The organism is Acidisoma sp. S159, from assembly GCF_009766125.1.
In the GTDB taxonomy this organism is placed as follows: domain Bacteria; phylum Pseudomonadota; class Alphaproteobacteria; order Acetobacterales; family Acetobacteraceae; genus Acidisoma.
Genome location: NZ_LMUG01000007.1, coordinates 108,196 through 122,038 on the forward strand (window position 1 = coordinate 108,196; position 13,843 = coordinate 122,038).

Sequence of the window (13,843 nt, forward strand, 5' to 3'; positions counted from 1 at the left end):
CATGGTCAGGACTCTCCTCATCCGAGGAATGCTCTGCGGACTGCTCGCGGGGCTCCTCGTGTTCGGTTTCGCCAAGGTTTTTGGCGAACCGCAGGTCGATAGCGCGATCGCCTTCGAAAGTGCCATGGACGAAGCCAAGGTCAAGGCGGATGCCGCTAAAGGCATTCACGACATGCAGGCGCCGGAGCTTGTCAGTCGCCCCGTGCAGGCGAGCTGGGGGCTTCTCACCGGCGTCATGGTTTATTCCACGGCGTTCGGTGGTTTGTTCGCGCTGGTCTTCGCCTTCGCGAATGGACGTGTAGGCAGTAGCCTCAGCCCGCGGACGGTCGCCGCTCTGCTGGCTCTGACGGGGATCGTTGCCGTCTACGTCGTGCCGAACCTTAAGTATCCGGCCAATCCGCCCTCCGTCGGGCATCCCGACACCATCGGGATACGCACGCAGCTCTATTTTACGATGATGGCGCTATCGATTGCCGCAATGGTCGGTGCGGCGGTCCTGCGTAAGCGTTTAGCGCCCAAACACGGTGTGTGGTCGGCGGCTCTCTTCGCCACGGCCTTCTATGTCGTGGTCGTTGCGATCGTGGCGGCCCTGATGCCGCCTATCAACGAAGTGCCGGCCGATTTCCCAGCGGTCGTACTCTGGCACTTCCGGATCGACTCTTTCGCGATGCAGGTCATCATGTGGGCCACCCTCGGGCTCGTCTTCGGTGCCGTGACGGAGCGGGCAGCACAGGCCCGGAACGGATACCGGCTCGGTGGCCCGATGGGTGCCGCTTGGCGATAAGCTCGGTCACTCGCACATATAAGGATATGCTTATTTCTTGATGAGGCAGGCGGACAGGTTGGTGGAGTGTGCTGACCTGTCCGTTCTCGAAGGTTCAGCAGCCCCTGCTCACACCTTCCCGCTCGTCTCGAGTTTCCGGAAGGCGGCTTCCCCGGCGTCTGATACCGAGACCCACTTCGGATCGGGCGAGGCCTCGGCCGTGTAGTTGTCGTGCCAGTTCCACCATTTATAGGTCGGAGTCTGAGGATAGCCCTCCGGAGAATCCTCCCAAACCTCTTGGCGGCCGAGCGGCGTCAGGTCGAGATAGCTCCAGGTGGTCCCCATCGCCTCGTCGCCGCGGTTGTTGATGAAGTAGGTGCGGAACACCTGCTCGCCGTCTCGCAAGAACACATTATGGCCGTGCCACTCATCCACGCCGAAGTCGGCGTCGAAGCTGTCGGTAATCGTATACCAGGGCATATCCCAGCCCATCTTGGCCTTTAGCCGCGCGATATCCGCCTGTGGCGCGCGCGAGGCATAAACCAGCGTGGTGTCGCGGGCGTTCAGATGGGCAAGATGCGCGACCTGATCCGCGCCCAGGGAGCAGCCACGGCAGGCATGATCGGGCCAGCCGAACACGCCGGGTTCGAAGAAGGCACGGTAGACGACCAACTGACGCCGGCCCTCGAACAGATCGAGCAGGCTCGCCCTGCCCTTCGGACCCTCGAACGCATACGCCTGTTCCACCGCCATCCACGGCATCCTCCGGCGTTCGGCGGCCAGCGCGTCATGGGCCCGCATCTGCGACTTTTCCTTCACAAGCAGTTCCCGGCGCGCGGCCTCCCATGCTTGCAGCGAAACGATCGGCGGCCGCTGCATTGTGAGCTGGCCCCCCTCAGGTGATTTAGTCATGGCCGTTAAACCCTCCGAATTAAACGAGCGCCAGTGCCTTCGCGCCGAAGCGCCACGCCATTGCTGCCGGCCGCTCGTTATTGCTCATGAGCCAACCTCGCACCGGATTGTCGGAGGGTGAGAGTTACAAGTGTGGCGGGAAAACTCCACGCCGGGGTGCCCGCACTCTTTTGATTTGAGTGCGCGAGATCGAAGTCCGAGAAATACCAGTGCTTTCGTAGCGTGGTAGAGTCGAAAGCTGCCGCGGGCAAATATCACCATTCCGCCCGGCTCTTCTCAGGGAGGTTTCTATGGCCAAGGTCTACTGGATATCTGTCTACCGCTCTATCACCGACCCGGATCGGCTTGCGGCCTACGCCAAGGTGTCGGGACAGGCTCTGACCGCTGCGGGCGGCAAAATTCTGGCGCGCGGCGAGCCTGCTGTGACCAAGGAGGCAGGGCAGCCGCTACGAACGGTCATCCTCGAATTTGAGAGCGTCGAGGCCGCCCGCGCCGCCTATGACAGCCCGGGATATCAGGAGGCGCTACGAATACTCGGCCCCGGATCCGCGGAGCGAGATATCCGGATCATCGAAGCCATCTAACGGGCGACACGCCGCAAAACCGTCGGGTTTTGCGTTGCCGCTGATCACGACGGCCCGTCCGGTAGCTCCTAAGCAACCTGACGGGGAGCGCCCGCCGGGTATCTCCGTCACGATGCAATCATCGCGTCACATTCCCTCGCGCTTGTTCACGCTAGGATTGCGCAGCCGAAGCACGAGAGGACCGCCGATGCCCTATATCTTATCGATTCCACCTGAATGGGCCGGCGTCGTGGAAGGGATGAAGGCCACCGGCATGCTCGCCGACACGGTGTCTGTCCTCGAAGTCGAGGATGGACACCGCTGTATCGTCTTGCTCAGTGACCCCGCGGAAGCCAAGAAGATCGACGCCATCTGCGGCGAGCCGCGGTTTTGGCGCAACCTTGTACGGGACTAACCCTCTAATTGAGCCTTACTTCGCCTTTTTTCTCTTCTTCTTTCCCTTTTTGTCTTCGTCTTCAACTCCGCCCTCCTCCTCGACGGAGCCGTTCGCGGATTGGACCGCATAGACCACCGAATTCTCGTAAAGCGCGAGGATGTCCTGTCGCAGATGCTCGATCTGATCGTCGTTCAGATGCCTGAGCGTGCTGTCATGCGGTTCCGCGCCCTCGGTCAAAAGCTTGACGATCGCCCCTAAGCGTTTCATCAAAATCGGATCATCAATTTCTTCGTGGAACACGGCAGTCAGGGGCACCCACACCTTGAAGACGCGCTGCCTAAGCTCGCCGTCTCCGGTCAGTCTTCTTACCGCCTCGCGCGTTTTGCGCGTGATGTAATCAGGCTCCGCGGCCATTGCTCACTCCCCCCGGTTGCGTCTGACGGCCAGCATGCCCTCGCACAGCCTCATGGCCGACAGAGACATGAAGCCGTGTGGTCGCGGTTCGCACTTCAGCCAAAAAGCTAGAACAGGAATTTACCGACAAGGTTTTCGACTCGACCCGACATAGGTCACGCCGACGCCTCCCCGAACAGCAAACTTCCTCCTCGTCCGATCTTCATGGGTCCATGCGCGTTAGTCCAACCAGATCCAGCAAGGCGCGCCGGATCTGCTTCCGATCAAGCCTGGCTTGCTCAGCTGGCGAACCACCCCGCTTTCCTAGCTGCACAGCGGAAGGGCGGAAAATGACAGTTTGAAGACGCTCGGCTGCGCCGACTGCCTCAGGCATCGTGCAGCGGTCTTCGGGCATTTTATTCCAGCAGGACCTCGGCCGGCGGCCGCCGAGGTCCTTGGGTGCGTGGAGAGGGTTATGCCTAGTGGTCTAGTGATCTCAGATAGTCGGCACGAGCTGCGACACCAGTATTGCTGAAATCAGTGAAGATCCCGTCGACACCGAGGCGAAAAAACGCCTCATCTTCCTGTTTGGGATCGCCATGGTAACTAGCTGCCAGATACTTGCCTTCGTTGCGAAATGTGAAGACGTGAACGAATAAACCCGCTTTGTGAGCGTCGGAGATCAGCGTGGTCGCTGGCTGTGTCTCCGCCTGAGATGTCGATCCGACGAAGGGGCTGCCATCCGGATTGCGATCCTTCCACGGCGTGATCTTGATAGGCACAATCTGCGGCTTCCAGGGTCCGATGCCGTCCGCATATGTCTTGATCTCGGCGAGGCCTTCTGGCGTCAACATCGCGCTGAACCAGCGGGGATCACCACTCACTGTCCAATCAAATGGGCGGCTGTCGGTGATCTCGTTGTAGATCACATCGCCGGTCTTAAAGTTCACGTCGTAGCCATCGATCAGCTGCACGACCTTGGTCTTGAGGCCATGGGCCACCATGTATTTCAGGCTTCCAGGCTCGAAACTTTGGACATAGATCGCCGCCGTCTTGGAATTCAATCCATTTTCCTGAATGATCTTGATCATCGCATCTTCGAGCGGATGACTCCCCGGGGCACCGCAGCCATTGGCAATGGCTTGCTCGTCGTTCCAGGTCGGATTCTTGCTCTCGGGATAAACCGAAATTACCCGCCCGGTCTGTTGGCTTTTCGCTTTCGCGATGTCAATGATTTCCTGCATGCTGAGAATTGGAAATTTGCCATTGAAAACAGTCGGACGTTCAGCGGCATCGTCATAAGTCGTGCCCCCGAACCAAGTCTTGAGCTCTTTCAACGTAAAATCGTTGATTGACCAGTCGCCCGTGTGATCTTCCCCATCCACGATCAGCGATTTCAGAACTGACTTCGGGTTCCTTAGGTCTGTCAAGTCGGTTAAATACTCGCTAGGCCCGCTAGTGGCTGTTTGCGGCCACGTGACTGGAATTTTCACCCCGGGAACCACGCGCTTGCGCGCTGCGACTTCAGGATTCGACTTGGCGACTTCGGCAACGTTAGTATTGTCGCTGAGCCAGGGATTGTGTCGAGCGACGAGGATGCAATCCTTTGTCAGATGCAGATCTTCTTCTAGCGCGTCAGTTCCGAGGTCAGCGGCTATTTCGTAGGATGCCTGCGTCTCCTCGGGCATCAGTCCCGGGATACCTCTATGCCCGACAATGATAGGTGGCTGACCGTTCAGCGTTAAGAGCGGTTGGCCGGCATTCGCCGTGGCAGCCGTTAGGATCGCTCCACTCGCAACAAGGCCAATGCACATCCGCTTGAGCTGTTTGCTCAACATTCCGTATCTCACCAAAATCGCGACGCGCATAAACATCGGACACAGGTCCGAAAGCCATCGACCGGGTATGTCGAACGCCTATCTATCCCCTCGAGGCGATACAAGTGACGTTTATGCGGCAGGGCGGCCGCATCGGCCTGCGCCGGCGACCAAAGCCACTACTCGCCCGAGCCGGGCACCATCCGCGCGACCATACGGCTCACAGGACTTGCCCGCTTGTTCAGGATCTCCGCGTCATTCTTGCGGCGCACCGCCTGGCGCACAATCGAGCCGCCGAGATAGCGAAACGGCTCAGGTGGCAACTTGCCGCGGCGTGCGAGGCCAACTAGCCCGCTTTCGCTCCAGCGATCCTTCCGTTCCAGTGCGAGGCTCGCCAGGATGCGCCCGCCGATTGGCGTTTGCGCGATGCCCGTACCGTTGAAGCCGATCCCGAAGAGGATATTGGGATGGCCGTCCAGGGCGCCGAAAACGGGCACGTGTTCGGGCACGCAATCGATCGGTCCTGTCCAGTCATAATCGACCGCGACACCGCGCAGCGAAGGATAGACGCGGTGCAGTTCACGCCGATTGTGCCAGCCGTGTTCTTTGCTGCGGTTGAACTCAGCTCCGATATGGCAGCGATAGGCGAGCCTCCCGCCGCCGCGGCCGAAGATCACCCGGCCGGCATCGGTGCGCTGGTAGTAAAGCACATTCTTCTGGGAATCGCAGATTGAGGCGCCGCCACGCCAGCCGATCCCATCCAGCAGATCAGGCACCGGCGCCGTCGCGATAACCTGACTCTCGACGACATACATATGCCGGTGGATCTCCGGTACTGCCGACAGCCAAGCATTGGCCGCAAGCACCACTCTGGACGCTCGAACCTCCCCGCGCTCTGTCTCCACCCTGCAGACGGCGCCGGTATGGATGGCGCGCACCGGGCTACGCTCGTAGATGACGGCGCCGCGCTTCTGGGCCAAGGCGCGCAGGCCGAGTGCGAGTTTAGCCGGATGCACGGTGCCGGCCTTGGGCTCCTCAACCCCGACATAGGATGCCGAGGAACCCGTGCGGCGGAGGATCTCGCCTGCGTTCAGCGGCTCGAAGCGCGCGGCGCCGACGGCGGCCGTCATAGCGACAGGCCGGTCCCAGGCACCCTCCTGCGCGATCGAGCTCGCGGTCCACAGCCAGCCATCCAGCCGCAGATCCATGTCAACCTGCCCAGCACGCTGCATGCGTTCCAGCTCGGCGATCACATCGGCGGTTTCCCGGCAAAGCTGCGTCGCCTCTTCGAGACCCACAACCGCGGCCAGCGCATCGATCTCCGCGAACCAGGAATGGACCTGGCCGCCGTTGCGGCCAGAGGCGCCGGCGCCACAGAAATCCGCCTCCAGCACGACCACGCGAGTGGACGGGGCATCCTCAAGCAGCCGCAGGGCGGTCCAGAGCCCCGTATAGCCGCCGCCGATGATCACGACATCCGCCTGCTCACGTCCGACGAGCGACGGCGCCGCGTAATCGGCACCAGCATCTTGGAGCCAGAAGGAACGGTCTTGCGGCGGCGCAACAACCGGCTTCCGCAGCCTGAATGTCGGCATAACTGTTTCCTCCACCCGCGCCCGCTACTTTCCGATGCCTTCAGCCAGGCCGCGCACGAAATAGCGCTGGGTCGCGAAAAAGACGACGACGATGGGCAAGGCCGAAATCGTCATAGCCGCGAAGACCTCGGCATAATTCGTGCTGTGGCGGGCCATGAGCAATGCGAGGCCCACAGGCAGCGTCGTCGTATCCGAACCGCTCGTGAAGACCATCGCGAAGATGTATTCGTTCCAGGCGAACAGCACATGAAGGATGATGCAGGAGATAATGATGGGCCTACACATGGGCAGAATGACCCGCCAGAACCGCTGACTATCGGTCGCGCCATCAATGGTCGCCGCTTCGTCAAGCTCCGCCGGCAAGTCAATCATATAGGCCCGGATCAGAAACGTCGTGAACGGTACACGGAAAGCCGTATAGAGAATGATCAGCGCCCAGTCGGAGTTGTACAACCCAAGTCCCTGGAACATCTGGACGAGCGGGATGAGCGCTACTGTCGGGCTCAGCATCAGACCACCCAAAACGAGCGCGAGAATGAACGGCCTGCCGGGCAGATGGGTGCGGGTTAAACCGAAAGCTGTCCAGGCGCTGATCAGAACTGTGCAGATGCCGGAAGAAATCGTCACCAGAAGGCTGGTGATGACATAGCTCCGCACGCCATGATTCCAGGCGTTTACATAATTCGCCCAGGAGAAATGCCTCGGCAGCGAAAAGGGCGTGCCGAAGATCTGCTCGTTGTCCTTGAAGCCGTTCAGAGCCATCCACAATAGCGGATAGGCCACGACGATGCCGAGGCAGACGAGGAAGGAAAGGAGCAGCGTCCTGCCGATGATGCGGGTCGCACTCACCCGCGGCCCTGTATGCGGGACCGCAAGCGTCGTCACCAGCTCACCCTTCCCCGCTTGGTGTACCAAAGATGGGCGGCGCCGGTCAGCATCGTCGCGACGAAGACCACGCTCGCAATCGCCGCGCCATAGCCGAAATCATCCTGGATGAAGCCCTGCTGATAGACCCAGGTGCCGAGCACTTGGCTCGCATTGTTCGGACCACCGCCGGTCATGACCATGACCTCGTTGAAAACCTGAAACGCGCCGGTAATCGTGACGAGAATCATGAGCCCCGTCATCTCGCGCGTCAGCGGCCAAGTGATGCTGATGATCCGCCGGATGGGTCCTATTCCGTCGATCCTCGCCGCGTCGAAGATCTCGCCGGGAATTTTCTGGATCGCCACAGCGAAGAGCAAGGTGGAATAGCCGAACCCTTGCCACTGGCTCATCGCGATGATGGCGTAGATCGCGGTATGCTCGCTGCCGAGCCAGGGCTGGATCAGCGCGCCGAGCCCAGTTGCCCTCATCACGGCGTCCAATATGCCGATCTGCGGCTGGTATATGAAGTAGAAGAGCAAACCAGTCACGGTCAGCGAAATCGCCGAGGGAACGAAATACAGCGCCCGCCAGAACCGTCTCCAGAAGTCGCTCCGCAGGCTCTCGATAATGCCCGCGAGAATGAAGGCCCCGAAAACCTGGAAAATGACGGAGATCACCGCATACGCGCAATTGTTCCAAAGCGCCGACCAAACCACCTTATCGTGTAAAAGGCGGCTATAGTTGCCGAGACCGACATAGGAGACATCGCCGGTGTAGATGTCGCTGCGTGTCGTACTGATGATGAAATTATCGACGACCGGGAAATAGACGAACCAGACCAGCACAATCACGGCGGCGGCGACCCAGCGGAAGGAGAAGCACTGCCGGAAAGCTTCGCGGGCTCGACCCCTCAACCGGCCCGTGCTGGCATCGGTTCTCCCGACGCCAGCACCCTTGCCGATGGCCCGCGAGCCAGCGGCTTTCACCGGTCGGCGTCCGCCTTGGCTGCGGTGGCCACACCCTCGATCACTTGCGCGGCGGACATCGACCCGCCCGCCAAGGCCTGTATGCCATTAAGCCAAGCCGAAGCTACGCCCGGCGTATTCGCCGTATCCAGCCAAGGCATCAGGAACGGTGTCGCATTCAGATCCACCATGCCCGCAACGACCGAGCTGCTTGAGTTCTTGTCGGTCACCGCGCCGATCACCGCACTGGGTTGTCCGTAGGGCGGTGCCGACAGAGCCTCTGCGTTGCTCATCGAGGTTATGAACTTCAGAAAGTCCAGCGCGAGGCTCACATGCTTCGACCGCGTATTGATCATATACCCCTCGGGCGCGCCCTCGATCGCCTTGGTATCGCCTTTGGCGCTGGCGGCCGGAGGCAGCACGAAGAAGCCGAAGTCATTCTGCTTGAGCGGTGTCTGCGCGCTGGCGCTGCCGTCAAACTCGATGATCTCTTGATAGTACATGGCGGATTTCAGGTTACTGAAGTCTTCGATCGCAGTCGCGAACGAAACACCGTTCATGTTGCCGCCATCAGTGCAGCGCGTCACAAGCGAGGTGAACTGATTGAGCGCCGCCAGGTAACCCGGATCCGTATAGGTTGCGGTTTTCGGGTTGAAGTCCTTTTCCAGCGTCGCCTCCGGCACGTCATAGGCCAGCAACTGGCCGATATAATGAATGGCGGGCCAGGCTTCCTTGTTGCCGATCGAGATCGGCGTCATGCCGGATTTGTGGATAGTGTCACAGGCCGACAGAAGCTCGTCGAAGCTTTTCGGCACGCCGATTCCGAGCTTCGAAAAGACTTGTTTGTTGTAGCCCATGAATTTTGCATCGAGATAGAGCGGCATGCCGTAGTTCTTGCCATGCCAGACAAAGCTCGCAACTGCTGCCGGAGTAAAGGTTTTTCCCCATTCCGTATCTGAAGCGATCACCTTACTGAGATCAACGGCACGATTGCCGCGCACGAAATTCTCGCCCCAATTGCCGGTCCATGAGAAATAAATATCCGGAAGGGAATTGGAGGCAACGAGCGTCTTGGTCTTGTCCTTGACGCTGTCATCGGTCTGCTGGTCAAGCACGACATGCACACCCGGATGCAGCGTTTCATATGCATGGGCCGCATTGACGAAATACGGCGATAGCTGTTGCACGCCAAATTTTGTGAGGAGGCTGAGCGTGCCGCTATAGTCGACTGTCGCGCCGGGCTCGGCGACCACCGGTTTGCGACTGGAACTCGCCCTGGTGGCGGACGCCGATATCGCCATGCCGGACACAGCCATGCCCATCAGAACAGCAAGCCTCGCGATCCGCTTCATTACAATACTCCAACCGTCCAAGTGAAGCTACCGAGCCAACAAAGCCCAGCCGGCGGATTCTCCCGCCCGCTGCAACCATCGCGCGAGATGACCTGGGATCGATCTCACATCCGGATCCATATCATGAATCGCCGGGTAGGCAATTCCTTTATAGAATGCGAATCTGAGATTCGACGGGTGACATCGCACTTCGCCGAAAATTAAAGCAAAGACCGCGATGTCATGGACATTTTCTCGGCAGACTGTGTCAATCGCGGTTCATCGGGCCAGGCAGGCATCGGACGGAGCCCCGGATAATGAGCTCGGTCTGAAAGCGCACAATGCGCGGCGGCAGATCTCGTTGTTCAAGACGTTCCAGAAGAAGCTGCGCCGCGAGGCGACCAATTTCCGCTGTCGGTTGCGCAACGACAGTAATTGGAGGGTCCGTGAATGTCGCCAGCGCGAAATCGTCAAAACCAATGAGTGAGACATCTCCGGGAATGCTCAGCCCCGCTGATCTCAGAGCAAGGAGCGCGCCCTGGGTCATCACGCTATCCAGGGTCAGCAATGCGGTAGGACGCGTGCGCCGCTTGAAAAGCCTTCCGGTCGCCGCAATCGCGTCCCCAACCGTGGGTTTTGTCGAAACAACCGAGCGCTCATCGAAGGCAATACCGAAATCTGTTAGGGCTTTGCGATAGCCGGCCAGGCGCTCCTGCGTTGTGAAAATTGGCGCTTCATCCCGCAAAAGCCCAATCCGGCGGTGCCCTTTCGCCACCAGATGCTCGACGGCTGCCCAAGCTCCCGCTTCATTATCCACCGTCACGCTGTCGCAGGCCACGTCCTTCACGAGACGATCGATCAGCACGATCGGCACGCCCTCGCGGACCAGCTCGAGGATATGGTGATTATCCTCGGTCGAGGCCGGTGCCAGGATCAGGCCCTGGGTATTGAGCGCCCGCAGCCCTGCCAGCACCTGGCGTTCTTGATCCGTATTCTCCTCACTGCTCGCGATGAGAACATTGTAATTTCGCCGCCGGAGCGCGACATCGACATCATGCGCAATCCGCGCGAAAAAGGGGTTTTGTATATCGCCTGGCACAAATCCGATAATCCGCAATCGTCCGCTGCGCAGTGCCTGCGCGACGCGGTTCGTCTGATAGCCTAACTGCTCTGCCGCCTCCCGAACCCGCAGCGCCGTCCCATGCCCGACATAGCCATAGCCGTTGAGCGCCCTGGCAGCGGTGGCGCGGGAGACCTGGGCCACCGCCGCAACATCCTCTAGCGTAGCGCCACTCTGCTGACTCACGCCGCACCCCTCGCCAGACCCGCCCCAGTCGCGGGCTCACCATCGCGTGATTTCTTCCTCTTGTCACCTGACCCAGCGCGACCAGGGCGATGCCGCGACACCATAGCCAACCCCGCTTTGCTGCGCTGGGATCAGGGCCGATGCCATCTCAGTAGACCGCAAAGCGACCGCCGTGCATAAAGAACTAGTAGGTTCCGCAGAAAGGCGCTGCCTAGTTCGGAATGGAGCAAGAAATGGCAATCCCAGCGCGGCCTTGGATGGAAACTGTCGTCGAGCGCTGGGCACTGCTGCTGACCTTTGTGGCTGCTATCGGCAGCCTGTTGGTGTCTGGGGTCCTGTTCGCGTTCTCCTCTTTCGTGATGGCCGGTTTGGGGCGGATCCCTCCCGATCAGGGGATCGCTGCGATGCAGTCCATCAACGTAACTGTGATAACCACGAGCTTCATGCTCGCGTTTCTCGGCACGGGCTTGGTGTGTGTTCTGCTCGGCGCGAGTTCCTATCTCCGCCGAGGCAAGCCGGGAGCGACACTCATCGCCGTTGCGAGCGCGATTTATATCATCGGCTGCATTGGGGTGACTTTGGCGTTCAACGTGCCGCTCAACGACGGCCTCGCAAGAGTCCAAGCTGGCACTGCCGATGCGACCGCCTATTGGGAGCGCTATCTTGCCGAGTGGGTTGTGTGGAACCACGTCCGGACCGTAGCTTCGTTCGCCGCTGGTATTTTCTTCGTCTATGCGCTGATTATGCGTGTGGCGCGACCGCGAAGATTCATCGCCGAGCGATCATAATCTTGCCGCGGTGATGCGGAATCGCTGACTTTGAGCGATGGTCCTGCCGCAGCCATTGTAGATCGAAGCTGGCCGGGTGGATGCGAGCCGGCCCGCCCGTTGAAACAGAACATTCTCTTTTAGTTGACCCTCAAACGACAGATGATGCACGATAGAGCGATTGAACCGTTCGTTCGGCCGCCCGCAAGCGCGTTTGTAATCGAAAGGCGAGGTTTCACTATGCCTACACGTCGTGGCGTCATGATTGGTCTGGGTCTGGCGATTGCGGGAACGCCCTTCGCGGCGCGGGCATAATCACTATCGGATTTGGCGAGTGCAGCCCGGAATGAAGGAAAAGTGGTGAGCCTCGGCATGCCCGATGATTGGGCGAATTGGGGTGAGATCTGGAAGGCTGTGACAGAGCAATACGGCGTCACCCACACCGACACCGACATGTCAAGCGGTGAAGCGATCGAGAAGATCATCGCTGAGCGCAACAACCCCTCTGCTGATATCACGGAGATCGGTATCGAGTTCGCGCCTTTTGTTGTGAAGAAGGGGCTGAGCCTGCCCTATCGGACCACCAACTGGGACAAAATCCCCGCCTGGGCGCGCGACAAGGACGGGCAATGAGCGCTGAGCTACACAGGCACGATTGCCCTGCTGATCTCAAAGAGCGTCAAGAACCCGCCCAAGACTTTCGCCGACCTGCTGCATGGCGACTACAAGGTATCGATAGGAGAGGTCGGCAAGGCGACGCAGTCGAATGTAGGGGTTTTGGCAACTGCCTTCGCTCTCGGTGGTAGCGAGGCCAATCTGAAGCCCGCGATCGACTTCTATGCTGAACTCGCCAAACAGAAACGTCTCCTGCCGATCAATGTCTTCCCGTCCAATATGGAAAAGGGAGAGGTTGAGGTGGGTGTCGTCTGGGACTTCAATGCGCTGGCCTATAGGGACATCGCGGGCAAGGACAAATGGGATGTTGTCATTCCGGCGGATGGTTCGGCGACCGGCGGCTATACGACGATGATCAGTGCCTTTTCCAAGCGACCGAACATTGCCAAGCTGGTGCGCGAATACGCCTTCTCCGACGCCGGACAAATCGATTTTGCGCGCGGCTATGCGCGACCTATCCGTATCGACCAAATAACCTGCCGCCCGACGCCTCGGCACGGATGCTGTCCTCCTCGCAATATGCCAAGGCGCGGCTGATGGATGTGAATGCTTGGACGGACAGTGCGAAGGTTCTCATCACTGATTGGCAGAACGACGTGGCGTCGAAAATGTGAGACTATGCGAACCGCGTGATGGCGAGGCGTTTGGCGGCGAGCGAAGGAGGCCGAGGCAGCCAGCTCGCGATCTTGGCCGCCGCGCCGCTGCTGCTGATGTTGCTGCTGTTCGAGATCCTGCCGCTGATCGTGGTGGGTCTCGATGGGCTTCATACGGATAGCGGTTGGTCGCTGGGGAATTACGCGGCGATTCTCGCGAGCCCCTTTCAACGCAATGCCTTTCTGCTGAGCGTCGAGCTTTCCCTCGCAACGGCCGTGCTTGGCGTTGTGATCGCTTTGCCCGTCGCTGTGGTGCTGCGCCGCGTGCCGAAGGGCGTCAGTCGAGCGCTGCTGGTCTATGCAACCATCGGCGCGAATTTCACCGGTTTCCCCATCGCTTTTGCCTTCATCATCATGTTCGGCCTAGCAGGTTTTTTCACTCTGCTGCTTGTCCATGCCGGATGGATCCATGGGCTCAACATCTATTCCCTGAGCGGACTGGTTGCCGTCTATGTCTATTTTCAGTTCCAGCTCGGCCTTCTGCTGCTGATGCCGGCGCTCGAGGCGATTACGCCCGATCTGCGCGACGCCGCCCGTGTCATGGGCGCCTCCGACCGCGTTTTCTGGCTGCGGATTGGCCTGCCAATTCTCGCACCCGCCTTGATCAGTGCATTCGTTTTTCTCTTTGCCAATGCGATGGGCACTTATGCCACCGCCTATGCGCTGGTGGGCGGGAATGCGAATATCGTGACTATTCGAATTGGCGAGTTGTTGGCGGGCGATGTCTTCTCCGACCCGCATCTTGCAGACGCCCTGGCAAGCCTGCTCGTGATCGGCTTGGCGATTCCGATCGTGCTCGAGCAAATCCTCTTGCATCGCCGCCGGGATGGTTAGGCGCG

The 13,843-nt window shown here is 59.8% G+C and carries 15 protein-coding genes; 7 read left to right on the forward strand and 8 right to left on the reverse strand.

Going from position 1 to position 13,843, the window contains the following annotated elements; genetic code table 11:
• Position 1: 1 nt before the first annotated feature.
• A complete protein-coding gene (locus tag GSQ92_RS02375) occupies positions 2-784 on the forward strand; it encodes a CbtA family protein (RefSeq protein ID WP_159012943.1) in 783 nt (260 codons plus the stop codon).
• Between the two features lie 108 nt (positions 785-892).
• Here the strand turns inward: GSQ92_RS02375 and GSQ92_RS02380 are convergent, their stop codons facing one another.
• Positions 893-1,675, reverse strand: a complete 783-nt coding sequence (locus GSQ92_RS02380; RefSeq protein WP_174247795.1) for a DUF899 domain-containing protein — start codon at positions 1,673-1,675, stop codon at positions 893-895.
• Positions 1,676-1,965: 290 nt separating this feature from the next.
• Here GSQ92_RS02380 and GSQ92_RS02385 point away from each other — a divergent pair, with 290 nt between their 5' ends.
• Both GSQ92_RS02385 and GSQ92_RS02390 read left to right on the forward strand, forming a co-directional pair.
• Entirely contained in the window at positions 1,966-2,259 is a 294-nt protein-coding gene (locus tag GSQ92_RS02385; protein WP_159012944.1) for a DUF1330 domain-containing protein, read from the forward strand.
• A gap of 187 nt (positions 2,260-2,446) precedes the next feature.
• A complete protein-coding gene (locus GSQ92_RS02390; RefSeq protein ID WP_158804094.1) occupies positions 2,447-2,653 on the forward strand; it encodes a hypothetical protein in 207 nt (68 codons plus the stop codon).
• Between the two features lie 15 nt (positions 2,654-2,668).
• On the opposite strand, the gene GSQ92_RS02395 is transcribed toward GSQ92_RS02390, so the two are convergent.
• The 7 genes from GSQ92_RS02395 to GSQ92_RS02425 form a co-directional block, all read right to left on the reverse strand.
• Positions 2,669-3,049, reverse strand: coding sequence for a hypothetical protein (locus GSQ92_RS02395; protein WP_159012945.1), 381 nt, complete (start codon positions 3,047-3,049; stop codon positions 2,669-2,671).
• Positions 3,050-3,507: 458 nt separating this feature from the next.
• Entirely contained in the window at positions 3,508-4,902 is a 1,395-nt protein-coding gene (locus GSQ92_RS02400; protein ID WP_216856724.1) for a glycerophosphodiester phosphodiesterase family protein, read from the reverse strand.
• 122 nt (positions 4,903-5,024) lie between these two features.
• On the reverse strand, positions 5,025-6,440 hold the full coding sequence (locus tag GSQ92_RS02405; protein WP_159012946.1) for an FAD-binding oxidoreductase: 1,416 nt from the start codon (positions 6,438-6,440) through the stop codon (positions 5,025-5,027).
• 24 nt (positions 6,441-6,464) lie between these two features.
• Positions 6,465-7,325: a carbohydrate ABC transporter permease gene (locus GSQ92_RS02410; RefSeq protein ID WP_216850269.1), complete on the reverse strand. Its 861-nt coding sequence runs from the start codon at positions 7,323-7,325 to the stop codon at positions 6,465-6,467.
• Positions 7,322-8,293 (reverse strand): carbohydrate ABC transporter permease, encoded by a 972-nt coding sequence (locus GSQ92_RS02415; RefSeq protein ID WP_216850267.1) that lies wholly within the window; start codon positions 8,291-8,293, stop codon positions 7,322-7,324. Before GSQ92_RS02415 ends, GSQ92_RS02410 begins: the two co-directional genes overlap by 4 nt.
• Positions 8,290-9,573, reverse strand: coding sequence for an ABC transporter substrate-binding protein (locus tag GSQ92_RS02420; RefSeq protein WP_254065759.1), 1,284 nt, complete (start codon positions 9,571-9,573; stop codon positions 8,290-8,292). The genes GSQ92_RS02415 and GSQ92_RS02420 overlap by 4 nt, the downstream gene beginning before the upstream one ends.
• Before the next feature lie 298 nt (positions 9,574-9,871).
• Positions 9,872-10,909, reverse strand: coding sequence for a LacI family DNA-binding transcriptional regulator (locus GSQ92_RS02425; protein WP_159012947.1), 1,038 nt, complete (start codon positions 10,907-10,909; stop codon positions 9,872-9,874).
• Between the two features lie 233 nt (positions 10,910-11,142).
• Here GSQ92_RS02425 and GSQ92_RS02430 point away from each other — a divergent pair, with 233 nt between their 5' ends.
• The 4 genes from GSQ92_RS02430 to GSQ92_RS02440 all read left to right on the forward strand — a co-directional run bounded on the left by GSQ92_RS02430 (position 11,143) and on the right by GSQ92_RS02440 (position 13,838).
• Entirely contained in the window at positions 11,143-11,697 is a 555-nt protein-coding gene (locus tag GSQ92_RS02430; RefSeq protein ID WP_216850263.1) for a DUF1772 domain-containing protein, read from the forward strand.
• 339 nt (positions 11,698-12,036) lie between these two features.
• Complete coding sequence (locus tag GSQ92_RS29945; protein WP_216856725.1) at positions 12,037-12,309, forward strand: hypothetical protein; 273 nt, start codon at positions 12,037-12,039, stop codon at positions 12,307-12,309.
• 30 nt (positions 12,310-12,339) lie between these two features.
• The gene (locus GSQ92_RS29950) at positions 12,340-12,888 is read left to right on the forward strand and encodes an extracellular solute-binding protein (RefSeq protein WP_371418534.1); all 549 of its coding nucleotides are present in this window, start codon (positions 12,340-12,342) and stop codon (positions 12,886-12,888) included.
• Positions 12,889-12,983: 95 nt separating this feature from the next.
• Positions 12,984-13,838 (forward strand): ABC transporter permease subunit, encoded by an 855-nt coding sequence (locus GSQ92_RS02440; RefSeq protein WP_159012948.1) that lies wholly within the window; start codon positions 12,984-12,986, stop codon positions 13,836-13,838.
• Positions 13,839-13,843: the final 5 nt, after the last annotated feature.

Excerpts from the sequence above, each read along its gene's own strand:
- GSQ92_RS02380 (WP_174247795.1), bottom strand. The coding sequence starts at position 1,675 with ATGACTAAATCACCTGAGGGGGGCCAGCTCACAATGCAGCGGCCGCCG.
- GSQ92_RS02385 (WP_159012944.1), top strand. The coding sequence starts at position 1,966 with ATGGCCAAGGTCTACTGGATATCTGTCTACCGCTCTATCACCGACCCG.
- GSQ92_RS02400 (WP_216856724.1), bottom strand. The coding sequence starts at position 4,902 with ATGTTTATGCGCGTCGCGATTTTGGTGAGATACGGAATGTTGAGCAAA.
- GSQ92_RS02395 (WP_159012945.1), bottom strand. The coding sequence starts at position 3,049 with ATGGCCGCGGAGCCTGATTACATCACGCGCAAAACGCGCGAGGCGGTA.
- GSQ92_RS02390 (WP_158804094.1), top strand. The coding sequence starts at position 2,447 with ATGCCCTATATCTTATCGATTCCACCTGAATGGGCCGGCGTCGTGGAA.
- GSQ92_RS02440 (WP_159012948.1), top strand. The coding sequence starts at position 12,984 with ATGGCGAGGCGTTTGGCGGCGAGCGAAGGAGGCCGAGGCAGCCAGCTC.
- GSQ92_RS02405 (WP_159012946.1), bottom strand. The coding sequence starts at position 6,440 with ATGCCGACATTCAGGCTGCGGAAGCCGGTTGTTGCGCCGCCGCAAGAC.
- GSQ92_RS02430 (WP_216850263.1), top strand. The coding sequence starts at position 11,143 with ATGGCAATCCCAGCGCGGCCTTGGATGGAAACTGTCGTCGAGCGCTGG.
- GSQ92_RS02375 (WP_159012943.1), top strand. The coding sequence starts at position 2 with ATGGTCAGGACTCTCCTCATCCGAGGAATGCTCTGCGGACTGCTCGCG.
- GSQ92_RS02420 (WP_254065759.1), bottom strand. The coding sequence starts at position 9,573 with ATGGCGATATCGGCGTCCGCCACCAGGGCGAGTTCCAGTCGCAAACCG.